The following is a 22,571-nucleotide window of genomic DNA, read 5'->3' on the forward strand; positions in this document are numbered from 1 at the left end:
ATGGTCGGGACGGAGTGATTCGAACACTCGACCCCTAGCACCCCATGCAAGCGGACTGATCTACAGCCCGCAAAAACAGAGGCTTCGCGCCGGGCGCTCGCTGCAACGATGCCCAACCGTGCGCAACCGTGTTTTACAAAGTCACTCGGAAAGTCACTGAGCCTTTTTGGCACCATCCCCGGCGTTCTGCCGACCGAACACCAATCCAAAATCCTACAGCTCGTCGCCTCGCCCTCGCCCACCTTGCGACACTCGATTACTGTACATGCATACAGCATTTGTACAGTGAATCCGTTCCCATGAATTTCGACCAGGCGAAAGCCCTCCGACTCCAGCGATGGCGCTCAACTCTCGATGATCAAGATTTCCGCATGCAAAACCCAGAGGGGCACCGAGAAACCCTTCATGAGATGTCAGCTGCGCTACAAACAGAGGGACTGATCGACCAGCTTGAACAGTTCGAAATGAACGAGGTGGCAGACGCTGCTTACTGGCACGCCGTCGAGGAGCTGCAGAATTCGCCGGGCCATTACCGCGGTGCGTCGACCTACAGGGTCGTGCAGATCGACAACGGAAAGCTGCTGGGCACCATCAGCCGGTCCATATTCAACTTCGCATCTGCCACGCCGCGAGGCGCGTCATTCGCGTACGACGGGAAGGTTTACTCTGGTCCAGAAGGCGTACATCTCAACCTGGGGCTCTCCAGGAACATTGGCAAAATTTCCGGACTGATCCTGGCCATGTATGGGCAGCAATACCAGTTGGTCGAAACTGAGCGAGTAATCGGTGGCGTCGACTACAGCCCCATCGACGACCCAGACACTTACCGCGCGCTGGTTGATGCTGGCCAAGTCGCAAAGGAAGAGCGCGATCTGCGTACTTTTGAAAAGGTGCGACCACACATTGAATCAGCGGCGTTCTGCACCTGCCCTGTGTGCCTCGACCGATTTGGCGCGCGCGATGACTGCCAGACCTGCGCCGGAAAAGGTTTTGTGACAAAGCCGGCGCCAGCAGGTCTACGCTGAAAGCTCATGCGAGGATCTGGCAATGTGCGGACGACTCTCCCAATACAGCGGCATTCACGACTTCGTGGCAGCGCTCAGCATGCCGAACGCCCTGATCAACTCAACCGGCGAGCAGCCTCTCGGGCGGTACAACGCCGCGCCGACCGCCCAGCTTGCCCTCTTCCACCAGGAAGGCGAGTTTCTCCACGCAGACATGGTGCGTTGGGGGTGGCGCCCGCATTGGGCGAAAGACCGAGCCGCACCGATCAACGCCAGGGTCGAGAAAGTCGCCCACGGTCCATTCTTCCGCGCCATCTGGCCGCACCGGGCAATCATCGCGATCAACAACTGGTTCGAGTGGGTTGACGAGGGTGGCCCGAAGAAGCAGCCATACCTGATCCGGCATCGGGACCAGTCGCCAATCCTCTGCGCCGCGATCGGCCAATATCCGAACGATGAGCATGATCCAGGCGAGCATGACGGCTTTGTCATCATCACCGCCGACAGCGTGGGCGGCATGGTCGACATTCATGACCGGCGGCCGGTAGTTCTCTCGCCAGAGCTTGCCCGCGAATGGCTGGACCCAGCGACACCGAAAGAACGCGCCGAACAGATGGTGTTGCATGAGGGCGAGCCATCCGAGGCTTTCGAATGGTTCAAGGTCGACCGCGCCGTCGGCAATGTCCGCAACCAGGGGCCCGATCTGATCCGCCCCATCAGCGCGTGATTTCTCGCACGTACGCCTGACAGGCCTGGAGTGCAATCAATCCCCGGTCACCTTCATCGGTGATGGCGATAATTCGTTGAGCATGCGCTGGGTCAAGTCGGGCGCGTACGGCTGCATGATCCAGGCCGCCGGGGCCGGTGGTTTTTGGCACGTCACAGCCACCGGCTGAATCCGCGTCGATGAGGACTGACAGCCGCAGATCAGCAGTGGCAAGGCGATCGCGCAGGCGATCTTGGTCACGTTGGGCATCGCTCAATTTCCTGTAATGGGTTTGCTCGTTCGCCGCGAGCCTCTGTTCGAGCGCCAGACGCTTGTCCTGCTCGGCCTGCTGCGCGGTAGCGGCGGCCTGGGTCAGCTGATTCAGGGTTTCGGTGTGCAGCCTGGACTGCTCGGCCAGCTGTTTGCCGAATCGCCAGTCCTGAACCTGCCAAGCCAAGGCAGCGCCGGCGAGCGCCAGCACTACCGCGCTGACAACTCTCCACGGCACGACCATTACGGCACATCCTTGAAGAACACGTGCCCGCCCAGCTTCAAGGTTTGCTTGGCCTTCGCCGCCCAGGCTGGCGGTGCCTTCATGCTGAGCGCGTAGTAGTGCGTGGCCCCGCCAGTAGGATCCGGCACCTTGCCGTCGACCACCTGGTCAGCGGCAATCCGGCACTGCGCCAGTTCGCGGAAAGGGATCTCCCGCGCGCCACTCAGGAATGGATAGTTCGGGTCGTTCTTGTTCCAGCAGCTGAACTGGTAAGGCTTCTGGCAAACGCCGGCGTAGCCCTCCCCCCACCATGAATTGGTCTTGCCGTCGAACACGCGATTGCGAATAGTCCAGGCCACGGCAACCTGCCCCGCCAAGGATTCGCCGCGAGCCTCGCCCCACAGGGTGCGTGCAAGCACGTCGCGGCCTTTTTCGGTTGCAGTCATCACGTTTCTCCATGCATAAAAAAGCCCCGAATAATCGGGGCTTCATTTGATTTTTTCGGCAAACCACGCGGGCGGCTCGGGTCGTTGCTGAATGGGAGGCTGTGCGGAGGCCGGCCAGTCCCGCAGCGACTGACGATAGGCGTACAGCTCGATTCGCTGCTCAGCGCTTATCGGGTAATCCGGCATAGCCAGAAAATCGCTCTCCGCAATACGAGCGCTTCGCCATTCGCGCTCAATGGCCAAGGCCTCTGCGGCGACCGCCTCTTCGTCCTGACGCCATTCGGCACCTGTCCAGATAAAGTGGCGGCCAGGCCATGGGAGCGCAGTAAGGGAAGGAGGAAGATCGCCAAGGACGGTGTAATTCTGTTCGGCGCCGGTTTCAACGCTATACACCACGCCACGGTTGTCTGCGATCTGCCGTACCTCAGCATCAACCCATGCCCAGACCTTGCCGGCCTCCGGCGGATCAAGCACGAAGTCCAGTGCAACAGCATTGCTCGGCGGTTGAATGCCGATGCCGGGAATTATCGGCAGCTCGACCGGTCCGTCGATAACCCCGCTTGGGTCAATCAGATAGATGTAACTCATGAACACCTCAGATCATTTTGATTCGGCCGGGCCACGCGATGTTGCGCGGACGGTTTTCTGTCGCCGTTGGCACTTGGCGGGAGGCGTCGAAGTTGACCGATGCGCTGTCGCCAGGGTCCGCACCGACCGATCCAGCCTTGGGAGGCGTGGAGCCGTATTGCGTGATACCCATGGCGCCAGAGGATCCTGCGGCGGCCGGGCGGTAGAGTGCCGAAACACTGCCGGTAATGTTGCGAATGGCGTCCCCCTGAGAGGATCCCGCGACGCGACTGATGTCCACCCCACGGGTTTCATCCAGGATGCGAATAAACTCTCCTCGGCCTTCAGGCCCGCGGAAAGTGGCTGAGCCGTCACCGCTGGTCCATCCGCCCTCGCGGCCGACTCGGGCCGCCTCAGTGGTCAGCATCCCGGACGCCTGCGCGTGGTCCCAAAGCCATGGCCATTCAGACCGCTGAAGCACCGGACCAGCCAGGCCGCCATATCCACCTGGTGGGAATGTCGTGGTCGTCTCAAAAGACGGACGGCCAAGCGGAGTGGTGTCTGCGCGTGCGATCGGCCACCAGCTGCCTGCGCCATCGCTGCGAAGGTGCCAGAAGTCACCGGCCCCCATCAGAACGAAGAACGCATAACCGGCCGAACTCAGGTGCGTGTGAAACTTGATCTTGTCCGTGCCGTTTGCCTGAATGGTGAGCCTGTTTCCTGAGTTGTCGACTCGGCGCAGCACTACATCGCGCACGCCAAGTGCGGATGTGGCTGCCGGCAATGTAATGGTGGTTGCTGCCACCGAAGCACTGGCCAATACCAGCCCCAGCTCTTCTGGCAGCAGTGCCCGGCTGGAGGAAACCGAGACCACTACCTTTTTCACGTCGACCACGTCTGCCTTGCTGGCCTGCAGCTTGCCGAACGCAGCAAGGATCGTATCAGTGGCCACAACCGCAGTTGCCTGGGTCAGATCCAGGCCGGTGAGCGGGATTGCCCTCACCCCCGCTCCACTCATGTACTTGTTGGTAGCGCCCTCCAATAGACCGTCTGTGCTGGCAAGGTTGAGGGAGGACCGAACGCCGGCCTGCGTGGGCACATCCCCCAGCACTGAAAGCACTCCGCCGAACTGTTGGAGCAGCGCTCGCAACGCGTCGGCTGAATCCTTGACGTAACCCTGCATCGGCGCCAGCGCGTAAACCCCGGCAGCATTTGTTGCGCCTTGATAGTTCGGGGAGATGGAAATCGTCGTATCGCTGCCGATGCCGATAATCTCGTACCATCCAGCATCTGGGCCGCGGAACGCATCACCTACGCGGCAGCCTGCAATGAACTCAGTTCCCGTACCGATAACGGCATTGGAATTTTGGACGACAGAAACCGTCCCGGCTTTGTACCAGGGCATGGCGTGTTCCTATTGGGGTGGTTAGACAGCCTGCTTCGCGAAGACCGCAGGCAGGAAAAAGGCAAATGGGTTGTTGGCTGCAACTGTTACCGCATAGAGCGTGCCGGTGGAAAAATCCCAAGTGCAATAAAGCTGCCTGGGGATTGTTCCTCCCGAAACCATCGTCATCCCGAAGTTGTTGATCAGCATGAATTCGTTCTGCGGGAAGCTGAACGGTACCGAATAATAGTTGCGGTATAGGCCTTGATCAGTCTGATCCGACTTCACGTATGTCCAGTTCTGGAAAGCTCGCGTGAATGTCGCGTTTGGCGTTCCTGAGTCGAAAAGCATCTTCCCGGCCCCATCCCAAAGCCGCATGCCGTACTGCGCGACCGCTTGTGCGGCAAACGCTGCAACGAAATATCGGCCGTTCGGCTGAGCCGTGGCGTTACTGTATGTCCTAACATAGAAGCCGACCCAGTTACCGGCTGACCCTATCAGCCTCACGTTGCTAAGGCCTGCAATTAGAGCGCTGTTGTCCGGTCGGACAAATACCAAGGGCGGCTCTTGAGATGTAACTGGCCTTCCGAAGTAAGTTGTTGACCCCATGCCGCCTTCTTCGGTCGGGGCATATCTTCCGCTGGAGATCACCATCAACCGGGCAAACTCCGAGTCGATAGTGACCACGTTGCTGTTGTTTGTGAATTGAAGCCCGTATCCCGCCATCAGTTGAACCTCATCACGATCAGTCGCATCGTCCCTGACGCGATCGTGCTGGCGTACCCCCGCGTGTGGTTGTAGACCCGGGCGACGTTGTCGACGAGCTCGGTTTCGAACTGCTGTTGCTGATCGGTGTAAGGGCCGATTGGAACAACTATGGCCACGCCGTTCCCAGGTCCAACGCCAGGCACGGAAAAGTCCTGGTTGGTCTTCGCGGCATTACTGAAAGTGACCAGCGTCGACAGCACCACCCGAATGGTGAATGAGTTCTCATCGACCTGAAGGGCGCCGTCGGCACCCCAGATCCGCATTCCATGTGCCATTGATCACCCCAGATAGCCGAGCCGAACGCGTAACACATTGTTTGCGTCGTAGACCGAGACGTTCAGCGAGTTGATCACCAGCCGGCCTTGGCCGGGCACGATGCCGTTGATCTCAAGCGTTCCGTCTTTATTGAGAATCCAGCCTTGTTGGCCGGCGATGTAGTTGGTCGAGCTAATGTAACTGCCAATCTTGGCGTTGGTAATCGTGCCGTCAGCGATGAACGCCGAGTTCATGAACACCTGGCCACCCTGCACCGCAAACGGAACAGAGATGGCGCCGCCGGCAATGGTGTTGACGATCGCGAAACGGTCAGCAGCGACCAGGAACTGGCTTTGCAGCCCTGCGCCAGTGTTTTCGATGCCTAGGCCAATCCCGGCAGCGACGTACTGACCGTTTGCCGTGATCTGCATCTTCACCGACCACATGGTGCTCAGCTTTCCGCTGGTGTCCGCGTAGGCAGTTGATGTCTCCTGAATGGCGGCGGTGTTTTCGCCCACCTTCACGTTGACCTGCGTGATCGCTTCCGCCGTTGCGGCCTTATCGGTCACAACGACCTGGCGCAGATCAGTGACTGCCGCAGAGTTCTCACCGACTTCCGCCGTGACCTGTTTCAGTGTTTGCGCCGTTGCGAGGTTTTCCGAAGAACGGACCCGATCCTCGTTCGCGATGGCCGCCGTACTGCCCCATTCCTTGAGCGCTCCGTCCAGGTCACCCTGGCCATCGTCATCACGCCAAGCCGCGCGCAAGGCCTGAAACGCAGTAGCCTGCGCGGTGACCACGCCGTCGACTTCGGTAATGTCGGCAGTATTGGTCGCCACCTGCTGGGCAAGGCCATTGGCCGTTTGTACCGTCTGGCCAACGTCGAGCCAGTAGGCAGGATTCGGCGGTGGCGTATCCACCGGTACCGGGCCAGTGGCCTGATAGATCCGTTTGCCCACCACGACCAGGTCGTTTTCCTCGTAGGTGGCCTCTGGGTCGTAACCCTTCAGTCCATCAAGCGCGTCAATCTGCGCCTGCAAACCCGGGATCTTGTCGATCTCGTCGAGGATGTCCTTGCCCAGCTCCGTGCGGCCGATCTCGCCGGCGATCATTTCCAGAATCGCCGCAGCATCGGAACTCGACTGCCCCTGCACGCCGATGCCGATCGGATACCAGGGCCCGATGTTGCCGATCTTGTCGACGATGCGGCCCCAGAAGTAGAACGTCACACCGGCGCGCAGGCCGAGCATCGAAAAGTCACTCTGCGGGTAGGCCAGATCCGTCAGCTTGGTGGCTGCCTCCAAAACCGTTGTCGGTCCATACCAGATCTCCGTCCGTTGGCTGTCCTCGGCACCCGGCGGAAAACCCCATTTCAGGTAGATGCCGAACAGCAGCGGCGTGGCCGTCAGATAACTCAGCGCCGGCGGCAGACCCTGCTTACCGCTGAGATTGGTCAGGATCGAGTTACGCCAAATCGACGTGATATCGAACGCACTCACCGCGCGAACGCGGGCCACATAGGCGCCGGCGTAAATGCCGACCACGTCCACGTTAGTCATGCCCGTGCGCTGGAGCTTGATCCAGTTGCCGCTGTCCTTGCGCCACTCCACGTCATAGCCGACCGCGCCATCCACGGCGGGCCAACTGATGGTCATGGTGGCAACGGCCAGGCCCTGCACCACCGATGAAGTCGACGACAGAGACACGCTCGCCGGCGCCGGTACGACGGTAATCGGGATCACGCTGATGGGCCGTTCTTCCAGCCTCGCGCCGGTGTCAATGTGCGCGAACTTGCTCGGGTTGAACTGCAGCGCGCTGATCTCGAAATCGCCCTCGGTGGTGCGCTTGGTGCGCAGCACGCGGTAAAGCGGGATTGCCAGATCATCCGCGTCGAGCGCCCATTGCAGTTGTGCCACCGGCGGCTCGCTGTAGTTGGTCGTGACCGTCACCGCTCGTCCGTTGACGCTCTGCACCGTGCGGCCTTCAGCACGCCCGCCGGGCAGGTTGATGATCAGCCGGTCACCGGCCTTGGCCTGGGTATCCCGATCGAGCGTGATGACGCGCCCCGCCACTGCCGAGATCCGCCCGCCAACTTCACGACCCGCCAGCAACGAGTCCGCCACTGGGATGATGTGGCCGGGCAGCGGGATCACGCCTTCCATACCGGTCTTGAACGACACGGTGCGGTCCTGGTTGTTGCTGAGGATCGCCCACTTTCCTCGGCGCTGCGCCTCGGATGCGCGGGTACAGCCAATCGCGCTGAGCTCGGTTGGCCGGTCGCCGTAGCGGCGTTGCAGTTCCAGATCGGCGAATGGGATGACGTCGGTGTCGTAGTTGTTGGCCGGGTTGTCGTAGCTGACCAGGGCCCGGGTGTATCGGGTTTTCGCCGAGGCACTGCCGTACGAGAATTTCCCGTCAATGACGTTGGCCCGGGTGAAGACATAGTCGAAGTCCTGCGCGCGCGGCATGTCGGCCTGCATCACCAACTGGCCCTGCGCCCAATAGGTCATGCCCCGGTAAATCGCCGAGATGTCGCGCAGCAGCGACCAAGCATCGGCCTTGCCCTGCAGGTTCATATCGCAAAGAAAGCGTGGTTCCTGACCGCCCAGCCCGTTCGGCACCAACTGATCGGCGTACTGGGCGATCCGGTACAACTCCCACTTGTCGACCATCCACGGTTTGATGCGCTTGCCCAGGCCGAAACGATCTTCGGTGCACGTTCCGTAAGTGATCCATGCAGGGTTGTTGGTCCATGCCGATTTCATCGAACCATCCCACGTGCCGGTATAGGTGCGCAGGATCGGGTCGTAGTTGCTCGGCACCATCCAGCGCCGGGCCTTGCACTTCACGGTCACGGCCGGGATGTTGGTGAACTGCTCGGCGTCGAATTCGATGTAGAGCAGCGCGGTGTTCGGGTAGCGCAGCTTTGCGTCGATCACCTCGGTATAACCGGCCACCAGCATGGTGTCGGCGATTTTGTTGCTGTTCTGGTTCGGCGTCAGGCGGCGCACGCGGATCTGCCAGCCCGTGGTGGCGTCCGGTAGATCGATGCGGCGCGAGCGCTCGTAGCGCGTGGTGGTCTTGCCGTCGACCGCGTCCGTCAACACCTGCTGATAGGCGCCGCCATCGGTGGCCACGTCGATGGCATATTCGATCCGGTAACCGCCGATGTTGCCCTGATCGTCAGACTGCTGAAGCGCGGGCCAGGCCAGACGCATACGCACGGCCGACAACTGGGTGTTGGTGATCGAGCGGACCCACGGCGCATCGCTGCGCAGCTCGATGTTCAGCGACGTCTCGTTCTCAACGGACGGGATGCCCGGAATGTACGTCTGATCCACGGAGCCCGGGCGCCAGTCCCACTTCACGCCCGGAAAGTTGTAGTTGCCGCTGGCATCGCGGATCGGCGTGTTGTCCAGATAGATGTCGTACTCGGTCGGGACGGCGTCGAACTCACCCTCGCCCACGGCAATCAGCAACTTGGCCAGGTTGGTCGAGCGCAGGCTGTCGCTGGCTTCGACCGGCGACTTCGGCTTGCTGCTGCCGCCCTTCTCGCCGTAGATCTCGATCTGTTCCACTGCGCCCATGCTTTCCTCCAGGCATAAAAAAACCGCCTCGCGGGCGGTTGGTGTCTTGCTGTCCTGCTTACACTTTGTCTTCAGCCAGGATCGAGGCCGAGATGATCATTCCGCCCCACCGGCGTTCGCCGATGCAGATCGGGACCGGGTTGCCGCTGGCCGTGGTGTTCTTGGCGCTGCCGAAGGCGTAGGACGGGGCGTTTTCGGGGGAAGCGCTTTGCTTTAGGCCTGAGGCTTGCGGGCTGAGCATCTGGATTACGCCGCCGGCGACAAGGCCGATACCCGCGCCAATCAGTGGCGCACCAAATGGCGTGGTCGAAAGAAACGTACCGGCAACGATCAGAACCGCGCCGACAATGGTCTGAATCAATCCGGCCTTCTTGCTTCCGTGGATGACCGGCACGATTCGAATATCAGTTGCGCCACCCAAGCCGAACTCCGCCTCACCAACGTTCTTTCGGTTGCGGAAAACGGCGAAGCGCATGCCAAGTCGATCGAGGCGTTGAATCTCCTCCTTGAATCCCTCAAGTGTCGCTTTCAATGCTCGGAACGCCTCCCAGGTCTGGCCAGAATCCAGCACTCGACGATGAACCCTGCCAAACTTGGCCGCAAGAGACCCTGACAGCCTGATCGTGGTCATCGGCTGATAGTGAGCGATGCTCGATTGCATGACTTTCTCCAGACATAAAAAAACCGCCCGAAGGCGGCTGAATGCGAACTAACTTACTGATAATCGACGTACGGGCCAAGAAAGAAGCCGCTCATATCTCCGCTGATTCGGTAGAGGCTTTCTTTGCCGCTTTGCACATTGGCGGAAATCGTACGAATGGCTGCCCCGCCACACAGCCCAGAGCCCGCAAGACCCGCTCCGATGCTTGGATTTCCCGGCGGTAGGTAAAAGGAGGCGCGCTGACCAGTGCCGATTTTCGCAGCCTTCCGGCCGTCGACATACACGACGATGTCACAACCAGATCCCACCATTCCCGAGTCCCGCACGACCGTCACCTTGCCGCTTTCGCCGGCTGGTTTGGTTTGAAACGCGTACAGTTCATCACGCGGCACCGGATCGGCCTGGCTAACCGGAATAGCTGACGATGCACACCCAGCCAACAGCGCTACCGCCAGCGCTCCTACGATCAATTTCATGCAGGTCACTCCTGTGGGAAAGGCTGCACGATATCACCCTGAGAGCTGTGTGGGCATCCAGCGTGGACGAAAGCCCAGTAACCTGGTTGGATCCCGCCGTAGTAGCGTTGTGCCTCCCTCGGTACAAGAGCGTAAACATGACAATCCATGTGATCCACTTCACCGGCAATATCCACCAAGGCGCAGCGTTACAGCTACAGGACGTGTCACTGCAAGCCTTGGCTCAAGGAGCTACCGAGATTCGCTACCACGTCACAACGGATGGCGGGAGCACAATGCTCGGTTTTTGGCTGTTCAATTTCATTCGTTCTTTACCCGTGCCCGTGACGATTCACAACACCGGAAACATTGAATCTATGGGGATAATTCTGTTTTTGGCTGCCGACCGCCGTATCGCCGCCCCGCATAGTCGCTTCTTGCTGCACCCACTGAATTGGGGTTTCCCTAATGGATCGAGACTTGACCATGCGCGATTGAACGAGCACTCCCTTAGTCTCGACAATGATTTTGACCGCTACGTCAGCATCTTCGACGAGAGGACTGCGGGAGCGGCGCAAAAAACAGACATACGCGCTTGCTTGAAAAACACAGCGCGCGTTCTAACAGCTGAGGATGCGGTGAGCGCCAATCTTGCAACCGAGATAGGTGATGTTGTGCTTTCTGCCGACTCCATCAGGTGGTGGATCACCGTCTGATGCTTTTTGACGTATGAGGATTCCCCAGTCCTTTGCCTGCAAGCCCAAGGACTGGGATTGCGCCAATCTCGGCGCGTTTATGACCTGGAGGTCAATGTGGAAACGCAACAATATCGTGAGATCCAAAAGGTTGTGAACTCTCATGCCGCTGATATTCAAGCTCTCACGGCCATGGTTTATGGCTTACTCGCACAAGTCCACTCCTCTCAGGGCGAGGAAGGCATAGCGGCGGCCGAAGCGCGTGCGATGACGATATCGAAATCACTGGGATCGGCTTTCGGTGTCCGACCAAACGCCAACCTGATATCTCAGCTCTTCAAGTCGGCGCGCCAGCCTAGCTGAGTGGAGCGAGTCCTAGCTCTTTTTCCAAACGAACAAGCCGACGCTCCAGCAGGTCGGCTTTCTTTTGCGACTTTTCTGCAAAGTCGGACGGCAGTGAAACCCCGACAGCCGTAACGATTGCTTGAGACTTCAGTACCGCATCGCTGATAAACACGCTTCCATCTTCAGTTCGCGCAAATGGCTGATTCATGTTGCTCTCCGGCGCGTTTACGCGCATTTGGTTGGTTGTGCATTTTTGTGCCTGAGAATCAGGCGAGTTCGATCGAGCCATGGCCCGCCAAAGACAATGACCTCTGACGGCCTGCCGTACAGGTGGTGCAACAGGAACGGACCGGGACCGAACGTCGCGGCATCCTCACCCGGCAACGCCGGATCGGCGCCGAGGAAGATCCCAGCATGGTTCGGGTAAACCGTTCGCCCGACCTCCATCACGATCATGTCGCCGCGCTGCGGCTGGTCGACCCGGTAGAAGCCGGCGGCTTCGTAGTTCGCTTCGTAAAGGCTGGCGTTGTCCTTGCTCTCCCACCAGCCGTCGGCGCGCTTGAAGGCTTCGAATTCCAGACCCCACTCGCGTTTATACCAGTCCGCGCAGACCTGCCAGCAGTCCCAGGCGCCGTGGACGAAAGGCCGCTTCAGCAGCGGCACCTCACCCGAAGGCATGACGGTGCGCAGGTCGCCCTCGGGCCAGCTCAGGATATGCCACGGCATGGCCGTCGCCTCGCACATGGCCAGGTCGCGCGGTGAAGGCCTGCTTGTGGCGTCCGGATGCGAGTGCACCACTCCGATCACTTCGCCGATGTCTTCGGCCGCTGCGTACTCCTCGGGATCGATCCGGAATTCCTCGTTTGGCTCGGTAGAGACGTTGCGGCACGGGTAGTACTGCTGCTTGCGGCCCACGGCGATCAACAGACCGCAGCACTCTTTCGGGTACTCGGCCGCCGCGTGCACCTGGATCGCGTTCAAGATGTGTTTGCGCATGTCAGCTCCGTGCGATCAGCGAAACGGCCGGGAAGCCACCGAAAGGCAGTGGGTTGCCCTCGCCGAAGCGTGGGATGCATCCCTTGCCCAACGTGGCGTCGCACTCGTCCAGTTCAGGGTTGTCAGTGACGACGCCGTCCTTGGTCACGTAAGGCCCGGTGTATCCGCAGTTCGGCCCACGGTAGCCGCCGGTGAGGCACCAGTGACACAGCGTCGTAGCCTGCCGGCCGATTGACTCGTTACCGACGTCGCCCGGGCTAGCAAGCTCCCAACTGACCGTTTCCCCGTCCTCGTTCGTTTTCTGGTCGATGTACCAGACCTCGATCGTCTCCTGGGTCGGATCTGCCGTTGGGTTACCGGCCGGGAAGTTCGCCGCGTCGAGGTACGTGCCCAGCGTGTGGCGCATCGTCAGCTTGAACTCGAGCAGATCCTCGAACGCCAGACAGAGCGCAGTGATGCGCCCGTTGACGTTGCCGACCGACAGTGTTGGCCGAACCGCCGTGCCGTCGCCGTTCGCCTCGATGCCTTCGATCTGCATCGGCCAGGCGCTGTACTCGTTGCCCTGCCAGTAAATCGCTTTCGCCGGCAGCTGGTCGGCGTCGTCGCCGGCGGCGATCAACTCGGCAGCCGTATGCGGTATCGCGTGCCCGTGGAAGCGCAGAACATCCGCGCCGTAGTCCGTGCCGTCCAATTCAAAAAGCAGCACTTCGCTGCCAGGCTCAAGCACCTGGATGTCACTGATCAGCGGCATGACTGCCCCTTATGGTTGGAATGCCCGCTCAAACGTAGCGGTGAGTTTGAAGACGCCGCCGCCCATTGGTGTGGGAGCGGGATTTTTGCAGGTGAACAGGCCGAGCTCCCCGAGCGGTGTTGTCCAGAGAAACGCTTTCGCACCGGCGTGCCGGTCGAGGAAAGCCATGATCTCCAGAACTTTGGCCTGTGGGCCGCTGTAGGTGATCGGATAGGCGTCTTCCTTGTTGTTCGGCCCGTCGCCGACTTCCTGCTTGTAGCCGCCACCAAACTGCGAGGTGCGCACTCGATACACGATCTCAGGCGAATCACCGTGTTGAGTCGGCCAGGTAAATTTCTCGATGGCCATCAGCCCCTCCCATTTGTAAGGCGCCAAATCGAGCCGCCCGGCTGCAGCGCACGGGCAATTGCGGTCTCAGCTTCGGCTTTCGCCGCCTGCTGAATGCCCTTGCCCAACTGCGTGGTGTCTTCCGTGCTGGCCGCACCGCCACTGCCCTGGGTTTGCACAGATACAGCGACAGGGAAGTTGTAAACGTTGCCTCCACCACTCCCGCCGCCGCTGATTGCGCGCACGCCCAGCTGACCGCCAGCGGTGCGAGTCAGAGGCATGATCGCCTCCGGCCCCGCCTCGCCCATGACGCCCGTCTGCCCGCCCGCCATGCCAAAGGCCGTGGGCTTGCTGACTACGCCATTGGTGAATGCGCCACCATTGGAGAACATTTGTACTCCACCCGACCACGCGCCGCCTTTGGCCTGGATGCTGCCCGGCGTGAAACCAGACAAATCACCGCTATATCCCGCAGCTGTAGAACCCGCCGAGGCTGCCGCGCCGCCGCCACCGAAGTAGCTCGCACCCGCACCGACCAGGCTGCTCAGCAAAGCCGAACTGGCCTGCCGGGTAGCGATCCGCGCCATGTCCGCCAAGATCGACTTGGTGAAGTCCGAAAACGAACCCTTGCCGGTGATTGCGAAATTGACGACCGCGTCTTCCATTGAGCTGAAAGCGTTGGTGAACAGATCGCGGGTCTGGCCGGCGATGTTGCGGGCACTCTCCAGGTAGTTGCTGAACGCCGAGGTTGCGCCGTTGCGCCAATCGCTCTGCGCGGCCGACATCTGCTCGTAGTTGCTGAGCACTGTTTCGCTCAGGTCCTTCTCGCTTCTGTTGATCGCGTCCAGCTTGGCCTGGTACTCCTCGGCGCTCATGTTGCGCGCCTTGTCGGCCCGGTCCCGCGCCAGATCCAGACGCTGCTGGTTGGCTCGATCAGCAATGCCGTTCAGTTCACCATTGATGGCGTTCTCACGCTCACCACGTCCGACACCGTCCGCCGCACGGCCGCCAGCGCGACGCAGGGCGACGTTCTGCTGGTCGAGGGCATCGGTGTAGACCTTGATCGCCTGCGCCTGCTTGGCGAGCCGGCCCTGCTCGTTCGTCGCGATGACTTCGAGCTCACTGTCGGCTTCCTTCTGAGCCTTGACCATGCTGGCCCTGGCATCGGCGATCTTCTGGTCGAGCTGAATGCGTTGCGCGGCCGAGGTGCTGGCCTTGCCTTTCGCTGCCTCCAGCGAGCTGATCTCGGCCTGATACGCGGCGGTTACTTCGTCACGCTCATTGCCGATCAGCGCCTGGCGCTTGAGTAGGTAATCTTCCTGCGTGACAAGCCCGGCCTTCTGCGCGGCCTCCAGTTCCTTCTGGGCGTTCTTGTATTCGCCAAGGATCAGCGACAGCTGGTTTTTCGAGTCGTTGAACTCGGTCAGATTGACCGCTGAGGTCGCTGCCTTCGGATCCTTGTTCTTTTCCTTGATGTTCTGGATCGTCTTCGTGACGACCGCTTCCTGCACCAGTGGATCATTCGGATTCGCCTTGCGCAGGGCCTCGACGTCCCGCTTGTACTCCTTGATCAGCTTGTTGCGCTTTTCCTCGTTGGTGAGGTTGGAATCGCTGATCGCCTTGAGTCGAAGGCTCGCGTCGATGCCGTCGCGCTCGGTTTTCGCCCGATCCGCATCAGCCTTTGCGCTGGCGGCAATCTCGTCCTTGCGCTTCTGCAGCAAAACAATCTGCTGCTCCAGGAACTTCGTCGACTGGCTGTTTGCACCGAGCTCGTCACCGAAAAACGACGACAGGAACCCGCCGGACTTTCGTCCGTCGAGGATCTTCTGATAGTTGGCGATCTGCGAATCAAGAGATTGCGTGCGGCCGATGTCGAGACTTGCATCGAGCGCTCCTGATGCCGCCGCCTTGATCTTCTGCCACGCCCCCTCAATCAGGCCGAGATTGGCAGTGACTTCGCCGGTTCGACTTTTAATCGTGTCGGCATATGTGTCAGTGAGCAGTTTGGCGGCACCAATGGTGTCGCCCTGCTCTTTCAGCGCCACGATCTGCGAGTAGACCGAGGCAGTGAGGAAGTTGTACTGGTCGTTGAGCTCCTTGGCTGCGGCGACCGGGTCCTTGGCGATCTTCGCGAACTCGGCAATCGTGTCGTCAATGGCCTTGCCCGTGGCCTTTTCCATCTGCAGAGCGGCTTCGGTGATCTCTTCGAAGCTGCCGCTGGCGATCTTGCCGTTGCCTGCCAGCTTGGCCAGTACCTCAGCAGCGGCACCGGTAGTGCCGACCGTTGCGCTCACCTGCTGCGCCATCGACGCCAGCTGAGTAGCGCTTGTGCCGGCGGCGTTTCCGGTGAAGATGATTGCCTTGTTGTACTCGTCAGCCTCCTGGCTGCCCTTGTAATAAGCCAGAGTCAGCGCACCGACTGCCGCCGCAGCGACAGTGAACGGGTTAACCAGGCCGAGCACGTAGCCGCCCAGCGCCTTCGCTGCCGGGCCGATACCGCCGAACATATCTTTGAGTTGGCCACCCTGCTGGAGCAAAACGGTCAGCGGGGCCTGGCCACCTTGCAGCGACACGACGATATCGGTGAATTGTGCAGGCACGCCGCGCAGCGCAGCGGCTGTCTGTTTGGCGGTGTTGCCGGTGCGGGTCAGGCTGTCGTCAAAGCGGGTCAAATTTGCCCGAGACTGGTCGATCTTGGATTGGTACTCGCTGAAGGTCGACGCATCGAGCGCGCCGAGTTTCTTCTGCTTCGCCAGCTTGTTCTCGAGCTCGTCCAGCCGGCCAAGGGCCTTTACCGTGGGATCGATTTCGCCGAGCAGATCGCTCAGTTCGTCCCTTTGCTTCTTGATCGATGCCGAGGCCTTGTCGGCGCCCTTGGAGACGCCCTCCGCCGCCTTCTCGGCCCGTGCACCTGCGGCCGTAAGCTTGTCGAGGTCGGAGCTCGCCTGCGCAGCATCGGTCGAATCGACCTTGATGCCGAGTTCAGCAATAGAAGTCATGCGGGCTCCGTTATTTCGATTCGCTCATCACGAGCATGGCTTCTGCTTCCATGACACGTATGTCGTGGAAGACTTCAGGGATTTCGCGCCGCTTCATGCCCAGCATCGACGCCACCGGCGGCAAGGCGTTGTAGTCCAAGCCTGTAGCGCCACCCATGCCGACGCGCCACTGCGTAGACATGGCCTCGAACAGCAGGAAGGCCGGCCAGTTGTCTGGCCAGACCTCGTACTCAACGTCGGGAATGTCCGCCTTGGTCAAACCAAAGGCCGCCAGATCTGCGTCTGATGGCCCTTGCTCATACAGGACGCGGGCGGCGCCGGTCAGTTTCCCAGGCGGGCCGGTTGGTAGGCGCCCTGGTATGCGGAGAGCACAGCCTGAGGCGCGCCAATGCAGGTCGTGACCAACGCCGTCAGCGACTCGTCCGAGAGCTTCTCGTCGAAACCCCAGCTCGCGATGATGTCCTTGAGCTGGCCGACCTGCAGTGCGATCTCGGCGCCGGTCGCTTCCTGCCAGTTCAACTCGTCTTCCTGCACCTTCTTGGCATGCTCGTCACGCGCCGCGTTCCACTTGTCGAAGTGCGCGGCCAGGGCCAGTCGGTCCATGTACTTGAACTCGAACTCAACGTTGACCGGATCGGCGCCCACCCGTGGGATTGCGACCTTCGCCGTGAAGGTCGGATTCTGCGAGATCTTGATCTTGGCCATGGGTTACACCGTCGCTGCGTAACGGGTTGGGCGACCGGCGAGCGACAGAGTGATGACTCGGGTCATCAAGTTGTTGCGGCCGAGCGTAGGAGTCGAGGTGATCGAGACGTAGCAGTTGTAGACGATGCTGCTGCCGCCCGGCAGGTTCAGCCGGAGCACGCGAGTCTGCTTGTCTTCGTCTGCTGCCTCGACAACAGCCACGTAAGGAAGATCCGGGTCATCAGCCACCGTAACAGCCATGCTGATCGGGTTTTTCGTGGTCGGGATTTGGCGATCATCATCGTCAGCCAAGAACCCGAACGTCAGGAACTGCTGGTCGCCCCCGTTGGACGTCAGATCAGTGATTTGCGGAATCTCGATAAAGCCGGTCACCTCACGCACCGAGCCAATACCGGAACCAGCCGGGTACGGTTGCACGTTGGTGGTGTTGATGCTCTCCAGCGCAAAGCTGCCAGTCAGGCTATCAGCCACACGCGCTGCACGGTCGTTGAGTCGCGTCCAGCCGGAAGCGATCGCGATGATATCGCCATCGGCCAGGCCATGCGCTGCGGCAGTAGCAACGGCGGGATTGGCATTGCTCAGCGCCGTAACCGGAATTGGGGTGCCGTAAGTCGAAGCAATTTCAAGCGTGGCGCCGTTGGGGAGTCGAAAGCCCATGTTTGTTTCCTCTGTGCAGAAATGACAAAACCCGCTCAATGGCGGGTTCTGGGTTTGCCCAACGGGCGGATTAGTTGGTGTCGGATCGGTATTGGAACGAGGCCGATACCGTGAAGGTGTTGCCGTCTGGTATCCCCGGCCCGGGCGCAACCGGCGTCATCACCAGTGCGACAAGTCCGGCGCGGGCAATACGCAAATTCAGCGGGAACAGCGCGGCCAGCTCGTCAACGATGCCGCTCGCCTCGGTGCGATACTTGCCGGAGGCCGTCACGATGTTGACCTGGAACACACCAGCGTAGACGCGGTGATCGCCGCTCAGCGTATTGCTGGCTGTGACCGCTGGCAGCGTGAAAGCGCGCAGGTACGCCTCGCCCGTCGCCGGCGTGTAGGTTTCGTTCTCGACCACGACCTTGATCGGCTTGGCGCGAGCCTTGGCCCAAGTCAGCAGGCGCGACTCGAAGGCCGCAGCAATGATGTTGTGGCTCATACCTGGTTGTTCCTGATGGCTTCTTCGACAATCTGCTGGAAGCGGGCGAGCGTTATTTGCACCATGCCGGCTGGTGCCTGCGCAGAATGCCCATACTCAAGCGGGACGCCGTACACTAGGTTGTTGACGATATAGGCAATTTGCCCCGCTTCAAGACTGCTGACCTGGGCTACCAATGCGGCAATCGTCTCATGCCCTGCCTTGTCGACTGTGTCGAGGCTCTGATTGGATGGGGAGCCTATGGTGAATTGCCAGTTACCTTTAAACCGACCGGTATCCACTGGTGACAGCCGGATAACCGAAGTGCCGATCTCGATCACCACCTCGCGGAACACATCGTCGATAACCTCCCTGGTCTTCTCAGCGAATGCCGCCAGGGTCTCGGCAAAGCTGCCTTGCTGGCCGCCGTAGCGGCTGGTCATATGATTCGCCATTACTTGCGCACCTGCAGCTCGAAACCGACCGTGAGGCCTGCGAAGTTCCATGGAGCGACGGCTATCACCGTGTAGACCGTGCCATCGAATGTGATTTTGTCGTTGCTCTGCGGTGTGGGCATGTCTTCGCCGGTCAATTGAACCGGCGAAACCAGCAGCTTCACGTCGCCGCGCACGATCAGCGTTCCGTCGATGTACTTGCTGTCGTACTCCTCGCGGAAACCGGAGCCATTCACCACCAGTTCGCTAGGAACCGGCGGCGCGTCTGGGTCGTATTCACCGATGATCTCGCGGCGCAAGACCAGTTCGAGCCCTTTCCCGCCCTTGCTGCGCGGCGCGAGCATGCGAGTTGCAGTAGCCTTGGCCCGGTCATAAATGTCTGCCATCACTTCCGCCTTATCTTGTAGATCGCCGAGCAGCGACAGCCGGCGCGCTCACTCCAGCCAGCACCCAGCGCAGAATCACCGGGGTAACGAAGCAGCGCGCCGTTCGGGCTTTGAAATGGCTGATCCTTCTGCACTTCCTGCCCGCCCATGACCGAATGCGTGTGCCGGACCTTCTTGTCGGCCCGATCGCGCCAGGTCTTTGTCACCGAATCGCGGTCAAGCCCTTGAGCAATGAGCTGCTCATACACCTGGTCACGGCCAGCGCCGAATGATTCCAGCGCCTCAGACTTGGACAGCATCTCAGCGTAGGTCTTCATCAGCCGGTCAGCGTAACGTCCAGCGATCTTGTCGACGTCAGCCTGAGCAACAGGCTTGCCCGCATTGATAGCGCGATTAACGATGCCGTCGAATCGGCGATCCCGGCGCTTGCGCTGCAAATAGTTGCGCATCTGGTCAGGGTTTCCGCTCAGCAGCTGCTGGCGGGCGTTGAGGACGTACTGCGCGTAATTGCCGGGTAGGCCAATCACGCCGCCTGAGCGGGATCCTGTTTGCGCGCTAACTCGTCCAAGTAAATCGAGCGCCGCCTGGCGTGGGCTTCGGGTCATTGGCGTGGCGCCGACTTCGACTTGCACCGAAGGCGTGACAATGCGACCGCGCGAGCCGATAACCGCCCGGATCGCCTCACGCACGTTCAAATCCGCGTCGCGTCGAATCTCGGCGGCTTTTTCCACCAGCCACCGCTCTGGCTCAGGCTTGCGGACGTCGAATTCAAATCGCCCCAGATTCTTGGGGATTGCGATCGCCTTGATCTCGAACTTGGCACCTGCGAGGTACACGTTCCGGGCTAGCTCGAGGAAAGCCGCCAGCGCTCCCAGGCTCAGCAGCGCTGCCAGCCCGTTTTCGTCCTCTTCAGCTATCAGCCGCTCGACCTCAGCAACCGTGGCTGCATCTACCACCAGCTTGACCTGTGCCAGATAGGCCCGCTGCATCGCGGGTTCCATTCCTTCGATGGCCTGGATGATCTGCGCCGGGGTCATACCACGAACACCGCAGGCAGCGTGTAGCGAGCCACCAGAACCGGGGCAATCATCTCGTCGATGATGCTGATCACCGGCCTGACCGACGCCGCGCCATCTGCCCCTGCCGCAACCGAGAACTCTTCCTCGATCGGGCCTACCTTCTGGCGTTTGACTGTGGACGCGGCCACGAAGTCAGGACTCAGGCTGCCAGGTTCTACCAGTTCACGCAGAGCGGCTTCGTACGTTGCCTGTTCAACCTCAACCGGAACCTGATCTGATGGGATTGCATGCCCCTCGTAATCCTCGGCACCTGTGCGCGGCCATTCCCTGGTTTGCCCTCTGCCCTCGGTCTTCACGCCGGGGAACAATGACTGCCACACACCGGAAGCCAGCAGCTTCCGATAGCGGCCGTCGATGTAGACCGATGCCCGGATCAGCGCGGCCTGCTTCGCCACGTCATCGCCGGTCCACGCGGCATTCGCGCGCGCAGCGTGATAGGCGTCGGCGGCTGCGACGGTTCCGTAAAAGTCTGGCATCGGGATATCTCGAATAGGTGGAGCGTCATGCGCTCCGGTTTTGCGTGGTGTTACGCCTTGGCAGCGGCCAGTGCGGCCTGCAGGGCTTCCAGATTTGCTTCTTTGTCGAACTGGACGTTCAGGGTGGTCAGCTCGTCGATGACTTCCTGCTTCTTGGCCTGCTCAGCGGCAGCCTCAGCGTCTTCCAGTTTCTTGCGCAGGGTTTCGACTTTGCTGTTGCCAGCAGCATCGATGCCCAGCGCCTTAAGTTTGGCGAGCAGTTCGGACTTCTCGTCGCCGGCCGGAGCCTCGACAGCCTCAAAACTGAGGACGTCGATTTTCTTGGCCTGCTCGAGCTCGCCCTCGGTCAGGGTCAGCTCCCGACTTGCACCGATGCCGATCAGCTTGATTGCACCCATGGACCAGAGCCCGCGCGGGCAGGTGCCGCCGTTGGTGACTTTCACTTTCATGACAACCCCCTTATGCAGGCTCGGACACGCCGTCCATGTACGCCATGGCGCCTGGCAGGCGAACTTCAACACCGCCGGTACGCGCGATGATGCCGGTCTCGAAGCCCATGATGGTCTTCTGGTGAACCGGCAGCACCATGCGAGGCATTGGCAGATGGAAGCGGATCACGTCCAGGGCGCGACGGTACGCGGCGATACGACCACCGCCACCAGCGCCCGCGGTCGAAAGCGAGTCGGCCGTCAGGATGGTCAGCGGGCGACCGGTGCGTGCGGTGTACACGTTGGAAGTGCGGAAGCGCTCCAGGATGGTCGGGCTGTTCGCTTCGGTACCGACGAAGGTGGTCGAGATGTAGTCCATCACTTCGAGAGGCAAGGCCAGAGTATCGGCCAACTCGACGTTGTTCGACGCCTGCGGCACCAACTTCAGCAGGGTGTTGAGGTCGTTCAGGATCTGCTGCGGCGTTTTGTCAACGAAGAGCGTGGAACTGCCGGTGCCGGTGGCCGCAGCGGTGATGGTCTGCACGTTGGACTGGTTTACAAAGCCACGCCAGTTTTTCTCGGTGCTACCGGTGGTCGCGATGTCGTAGAGCAGGCGCTCGGTGGAGCGACTTGCCGACATGGCTTTCAGGTCGTTCAGGTTGCGGCCATACAGCGCGGCCTGATTGACCTCTTCCAGATTCCACTCCCAGCCGGAGCCGATCATGGCGTAGTCGTGCGAGCCTTCGCCCCACGAAACGTTGTTGAACGGCATGTCATTGGCGGCGCCGGACAGGAACTTGGCCTCGCCGGCGAGTTGCATGCTGTAGAACTGGGTGCCGATTGCCCACTGGTTGCCCTCGGTAACTACCGGCATCAGGTCGCGGTAGGAGTACTCGGGATAGCGAGCCTCGTAGATCGCGGTTTCGATGTTGCGACCCTGGGCTACAACGAATGGCAACGCTGCTTGAGCGTCTGCGAATGCTTGTCGCATGTTATGCGCTCCGGTTTTTGATGGAGATTTCGACGATGTCGTCGGCGGCGGCACCAGTGGTGTCGAAGAAGACGTTCGCGAATGGGCCAACAATGCCGGTGCCGGCTGCGTTGGTGTATTTGTTGGTGGCGGTGATGTAGTAAACGGGGTCGCCGTCAGCTACTGGGGTGCCTACCTGCACGTACATCTGGCCACGCTCGCGAATGGACGCGGTGAAGTACTGCGGGTAGCCGTCGACCAGGGTTGAGCCTGCTTTCACCGCCGGGACAGCCGGGGTCAGCTTGGCGATGCCGACGAACTTGCCGCCAGCCGCGAAAGGGACGACGCCGTGGTCGCCGGCGCCGCGCTGGACTGGCTCGCCGAAGCGAACGCCAGCAGCGTTTTCGATGGTGCGGCTGATGTCGTTCTTGATCTCTTCGTTCGCCGAGGCGCCATGCAGGCCCTTGGCTGGACGATCAGGGTAAGTCGTTTGATAAGCGGCCATGATGG

At 60.7% G+C, this 22,571-nt stretch carries 29 protein-coding genes and 1 tRNA gene; 4 read left to right on the top strand and 26 right to left on the bottom strand.

Features of this window, described 5'->3' with window-relative positions; translation table 11 throughout:
- Position 1: 1 nt before the first annotated feature.
- Positions 2-70, bottom strand: a tRNA-Pro gene (locus ACM6JM_RS12040).
- Between the two features lie 229 nt (positions 71-299).
- On the opposite strand from ACM6JM_RS12040, the gene ACM6JM_RS12045 reads away from it, so the two are divergent.
- Positions 300-1,025, top strand: a complete 726-nt coding sequence (locus ACM6JM_RS12045) for a hypothetical protein (protein ID WP_414881935.1) — start codon at positions 300-302, stop codon at positions 1,023-1,025.
- A gap of 22 nt (positions 1,026-1,047) precedes the next feature.
- A complete protein-coding gene (locus ACM6JM_RS12050) occupies positions 1,048-1,731 on the top strand; it encodes an SOS response-associated peptidase family protein (protein WP_414881936.1) in 684 nt (227 codons plus the stop codon).
- On the opposite strand, the gene ACM6JM_RS12055 is transcribed toward ACM6JM_RS12050, so the two are convergent.
- From ACM6JM_RS12055 to ACM6JM_RS12095, 9 genes are read right to left on the bottom strand one after another with little or no spacing between them, the layout of a single operon-like run.
- On the bottom strand, positions 1,721-2,224 hold the full coding sequence (locus ACM6JM_RS12055; RefSeq protein WP_414881937.1) for a lysis system i-spanin subunit Rz: 504 nt from the start codon (positions 2,222-2,224) through the stop codon (positions 1,721-1,723). The two genes, ACM6JM_RS12050 and ACM6JM_RS12055, sit on opposite strands and share 11 nt — an antisense overlap.
- Positions 2,224-2,649, bottom strand: a complete 426-nt coding sequence (locus ACM6JM_RS12060; RefSeq protein WP_414881939.1) for a cell wall hydrolase — start codon at positions 2,647-2,649, stop codon at positions 2,224-2,226. Before ACM6JM_RS12060 ends, ACM6JM_RS12055 begins: the two co-directional genes overlap by 1 nt.
- A gap of 42 nt (positions 2,650-2,691) precedes the next feature.
- A complete protein-coding gene (locus ACM6JM_RS12065; RefSeq protein WP_414881940.1) occupies positions 2,692-3,237 on the bottom strand; it encodes a phage tail assembly chaperone in 546 nt (181 codons plus the stop codon).
- 7 nt (positions 3,238-3,244) lie between these two features.
- Positions 3,245-4,621: a phage tail protein gene (locus ACM6JM_RS12070; RefSeq protein ID WP_414881941.1), complete on the bottom strand. Its 1,377-nt coding sequence runs from the start codon at positions 4,619-4,621 to the stop codon at positions 3,245-3,247.
- A 21-nt stretch (positions 4,622-4,642) separates the two neighbouring features.
- Positions 4,643-5,329: a hypothetical protein gene (locus ACM6JM_RS12075; protein ID WP_414881995.1), complete on the bottom strand. Its 687-nt coding sequence runs from the start codon at positions 5,327-5,329 to the stop codon at positions 4,643-4,645.
- Positions 5,326-5,631 (bottom strand): hypothetical protein, encoded by a 306-nt coding sequence (locus tag ACM6JM_RS12080; RefSeq protein ID WP_234205116.1) that lies wholly within the window; start codon positions 5,629-5,631, stop codon positions 5,326-5,328. Before ACM6JM_RS12080 ends, ACM6JM_RS12075 begins: the two co-directional genes overlap by 4 nt.
- Positions 5,632-5,646: 15 nt before the next feature.
- Complete coding sequence (locus ACM6JM_RS12085; protein ID WP_414881942.1) at positions 5,647-9,210, bottom strand: host specificity protein J; 3,564 nt, start codon at positions 9,208-9,210, stop codon at positions 5,647-5,649.
- 58 nt (positions 9,211-9,268) lie between these two features.
- The gene (locus ACM6JM_RS12090; protein ID WP_414881943.1) at positions 9,269-9,871 is read right to left on the bottom strand and encodes a tail assembly protein; all 603 of its coding nucleotides are present in this window, start codon (positions 9,869-9,871) and stop codon (positions 9,269-9,271) included.
- 53 nt (positions 9,872-9,924) lie between these two features.
- Positions 9,925-10,347, bottom strand: a complete 423-nt coding sequence (locus ACM6JM_RS12095) for a hypothetical protein (protein WP_102687661.1) — start codon at positions 10,345-10,347, stop codon at positions 9,925-9,927.
- Positions 10,348-10,484: 137 nt separating this feature from the next.
- Between ACM6JM_RS12095 and ACM6JM_RS12100 the strand changes: the two genes are divergently transcribed.
- On the top strand, positions 10,485-11,042 hold the full coding sequence (locus tag ACM6JM_RS12100) for an ATP-dependent Clp protease proteolytic subunit (protein ID WP_414881944.1): 558 nt from the start codon (positions 10,485-10,487) through the stop codon (positions 11,040-11,042).
- 96 nt (positions 11,043-11,138) lie between these two features.
- Positions 11,139-11,384: a hypothetical protein gene (locus tag ACM6JM_RS12105; RefSeq protein ID WP_414881945.1), complete on the top strand. Its 246-nt coding sequence runs from the start codon at positions 11,139-11,141 to the stop codon at positions 11,382-11,384.
- Here ACM6JM_RS12105 and ACM6JM_RS12110 read toward each other — a convergent pair.
- From ACM6JM_RS12110 to ACM6JM_RS12185, 16 genes are all read right to left on the bottom strand, one after another.
- Positions 11,377-11,574 (bottom strand): hypothetical protein, encoded by a 198-nt coding sequence (locus ACM6JM_RS12110; protein ID WP_414881946.1) that lies wholly within the window; start codon positions 11,572-11,574, stop codon positions 11,377-11,379. The two genes, ACM6JM_RS12105 and ACM6JM_RS12110, sit on opposite strands and share 8 nt — an antisense overlap.
- A 17-nt stretch (positions 11,575-11,591) precedes the next feature.
- Entirely contained in the window at positions 11,592-12,362 is a 771-nt protein-coding gene (locus ACM6JM_RS12115) for a C40 family peptidase (RefSeq protein WP_414881947.1), read from the bottom strand.
- Position 12,363: 1 nt separating this feature from the next.
- Entirely contained in the window at positions 12,364-13,113 is a 750-nt protein-coding gene (locus tag ACM6JM_RS12120; RefSeq protein WP_414881948.1) for a phage minor tail protein L, read from the bottom strand.
- Positions 13,114-13,122: 9 nt separating this feature from the next.
- Positions 13,123-13,461 (bottom strand): phage tail protein, encoded by a 339-nt coding sequence (locus ACM6JM_RS12125; RefSeq protein ID WP_414881949.1) that lies wholly within the window; start codon positions 13,459-13,461, stop codon positions 13,123-13,125.
- A complete protein-coding gene (locus tag ACM6JM_RS12130; protein ID WP_414881950.1) occupies positions 13,461-16,439 on the bottom strand; it encodes a phage tail tape measure protein in 2,979 nt (992 codons plus the stop codon). Before ACM6JM_RS12130 ends, ACM6JM_RS12125 begins: the two co-directional genes overlap by 1 nt.
- 10 nt (positions 16,440-16,449) lie before the next feature.
- Complete coding sequence (locus tag ACM6JM_RS12135; protein WP_414881951.1) at positions 16,450-16,698, bottom strand: DUF1799 domain-containing protein; 249 nt, start codon at positions 16,696-16,698, stop codon at positions 16,450-16,452.
- 62 nt (positions 16,699-16,760) lie between these two features.
- Positions 16,761-17,144 (bottom strand): phage tail assembly chaperone, encoded by a 384-nt coding sequence (locus ACM6JM_RS12140; RefSeq protein ID WP_414881952.1) that lies wholly within the window; start codon positions 17,142-17,144, stop codon positions 16,761-16,763.
- Positions 17,145-17,147: 3 nt separating this feature from the next.
- The gene (locus ACM6JM_RS12145) at positions 17,148-17,801 is read right to left on the bottom strand and encodes a phage tail protein (protein ID WP_414881953.1); all 654 of its coding nucleotides are present in this window, start codon (positions 17,799-17,801) and stop codon (positions 17,148-17,150) included.
- 70 nt (positions 17,802-17,871) lie between these two features.
- On the bottom strand, positions 17,872-18,288 hold the full coding sequence (locus tag ACM6JM_RS12150) for a phage tail terminator-like protein (RefSeq protein ID WP_414881954.1): 417 nt from the start codon (positions 18,286-18,288) through the stop codon (positions 17,872-17,874).
- The gene (locus ACM6JM_RS12155) at positions 18,285-18,710 is read right to left on the bottom strand and encodes an HK97 gp10 family phage protein (RefSeq protein ID WP_414881955.1); all 426 of its coding nucleotides are present in this window, start codon (positions 18,708-18,710) and stop codon (positions 18,285-18,287) included. Before ACM6JM_RS12155 ends, ACM6JM_RS12150 begins: the two co-directional genes overlap by 4 nt.
- A gap of 11 nt (positions 18,711-18,721) precedes the next feature.
- Positions 18,722-19,108 carry a hypothetical protein gene (locus ACM6JM_RS12160; protein WP_414881956.1) on the bottom strand — a complete coding sequence of 129 codons (387 nt, stop codon included), beginning with the start codon at positions 19,106-19,108 and terminating at the stop codon, positions 18,722-18,724.
- Positions 19,108-20,145 (bottom strand): hypothetical protein, encoded by a 1,038-nt coding sequence (locus ACM6JM_RS12165; protein ID WP_414881957.1) that lies wholly within the window; start codon positions 20,143-20,145, stop codon positions 19,108-19,110. Before ACM6JM_RS12165 ends, ACM6JM_RS12160 begins: the two co-directional genes overlap by 1 nt.
- The gene (locus tag ACM6JM_RS12170; protein WP_414881958.1) at positions 20,142-20,663 is read right to left on the bottom strand and encodes a DnaT-like ssDNA-binding protein; all 522 of its coding nucleotides are present in this window, start codon (positions 20,661-20,663) and stop codon (positions 20,142-20,144) included. Before ACM6JM_RS12170 ends, ACM6JM_RS12165 begins: the two co-directional genes overlap by 4 nt.
- A 50-nt stretch (positions 20,664-20,713) precedes the next feature.
- Positions 20,714-21,112, bottom strand: a complete 399-nt coding sequence (locus ACM6JM_RS12175) for a hypothetical protein (RefSeq protein WP_414881959.1) — start codon at positions 21,110-21,112, stop codon at positions 20,714-20,716.
- Positions 21,113-21,122: 10 nt separating this feature from the next.
- Positions 21,123-22,082 (bottom strand): major capsid family protein, encoded by a 960-nt coding sequence (locus ACM6JM_RS12180; RefSeq protein ID WP_414881960.1) that lies wholly within the window; start codon positions 22,080-22,082, stop codon positions 21,123-21,125.
- 1 nt (position 22,083) lies between these two features.
- The gene (locus tag ACM6JM_RS12185) at positions 22,084-22,566 is read right to left on the bottom strand and encodes a hypothetical protein (RefSeq protein WP_414881961.1); all 483 of its coding nucleotides are present in this window, start codon (positions 22,564-22,566) and stop codon (positions 22,084-22,086) included.
- Between the last annotated feature and the right edge of the window lie 5 nt (positions 22,567-22,571).

The organism is Pseudomonas sp. IT-P2 (genome assembly GCF_949767575.1).
Lineage (GTDB): Bacteria > Pseudomonadota > Gammaproteobacteria > Pseudomonadales > Pseudomonadaceae > Aquipseudomonas > Aquipseudomonas pharyngis.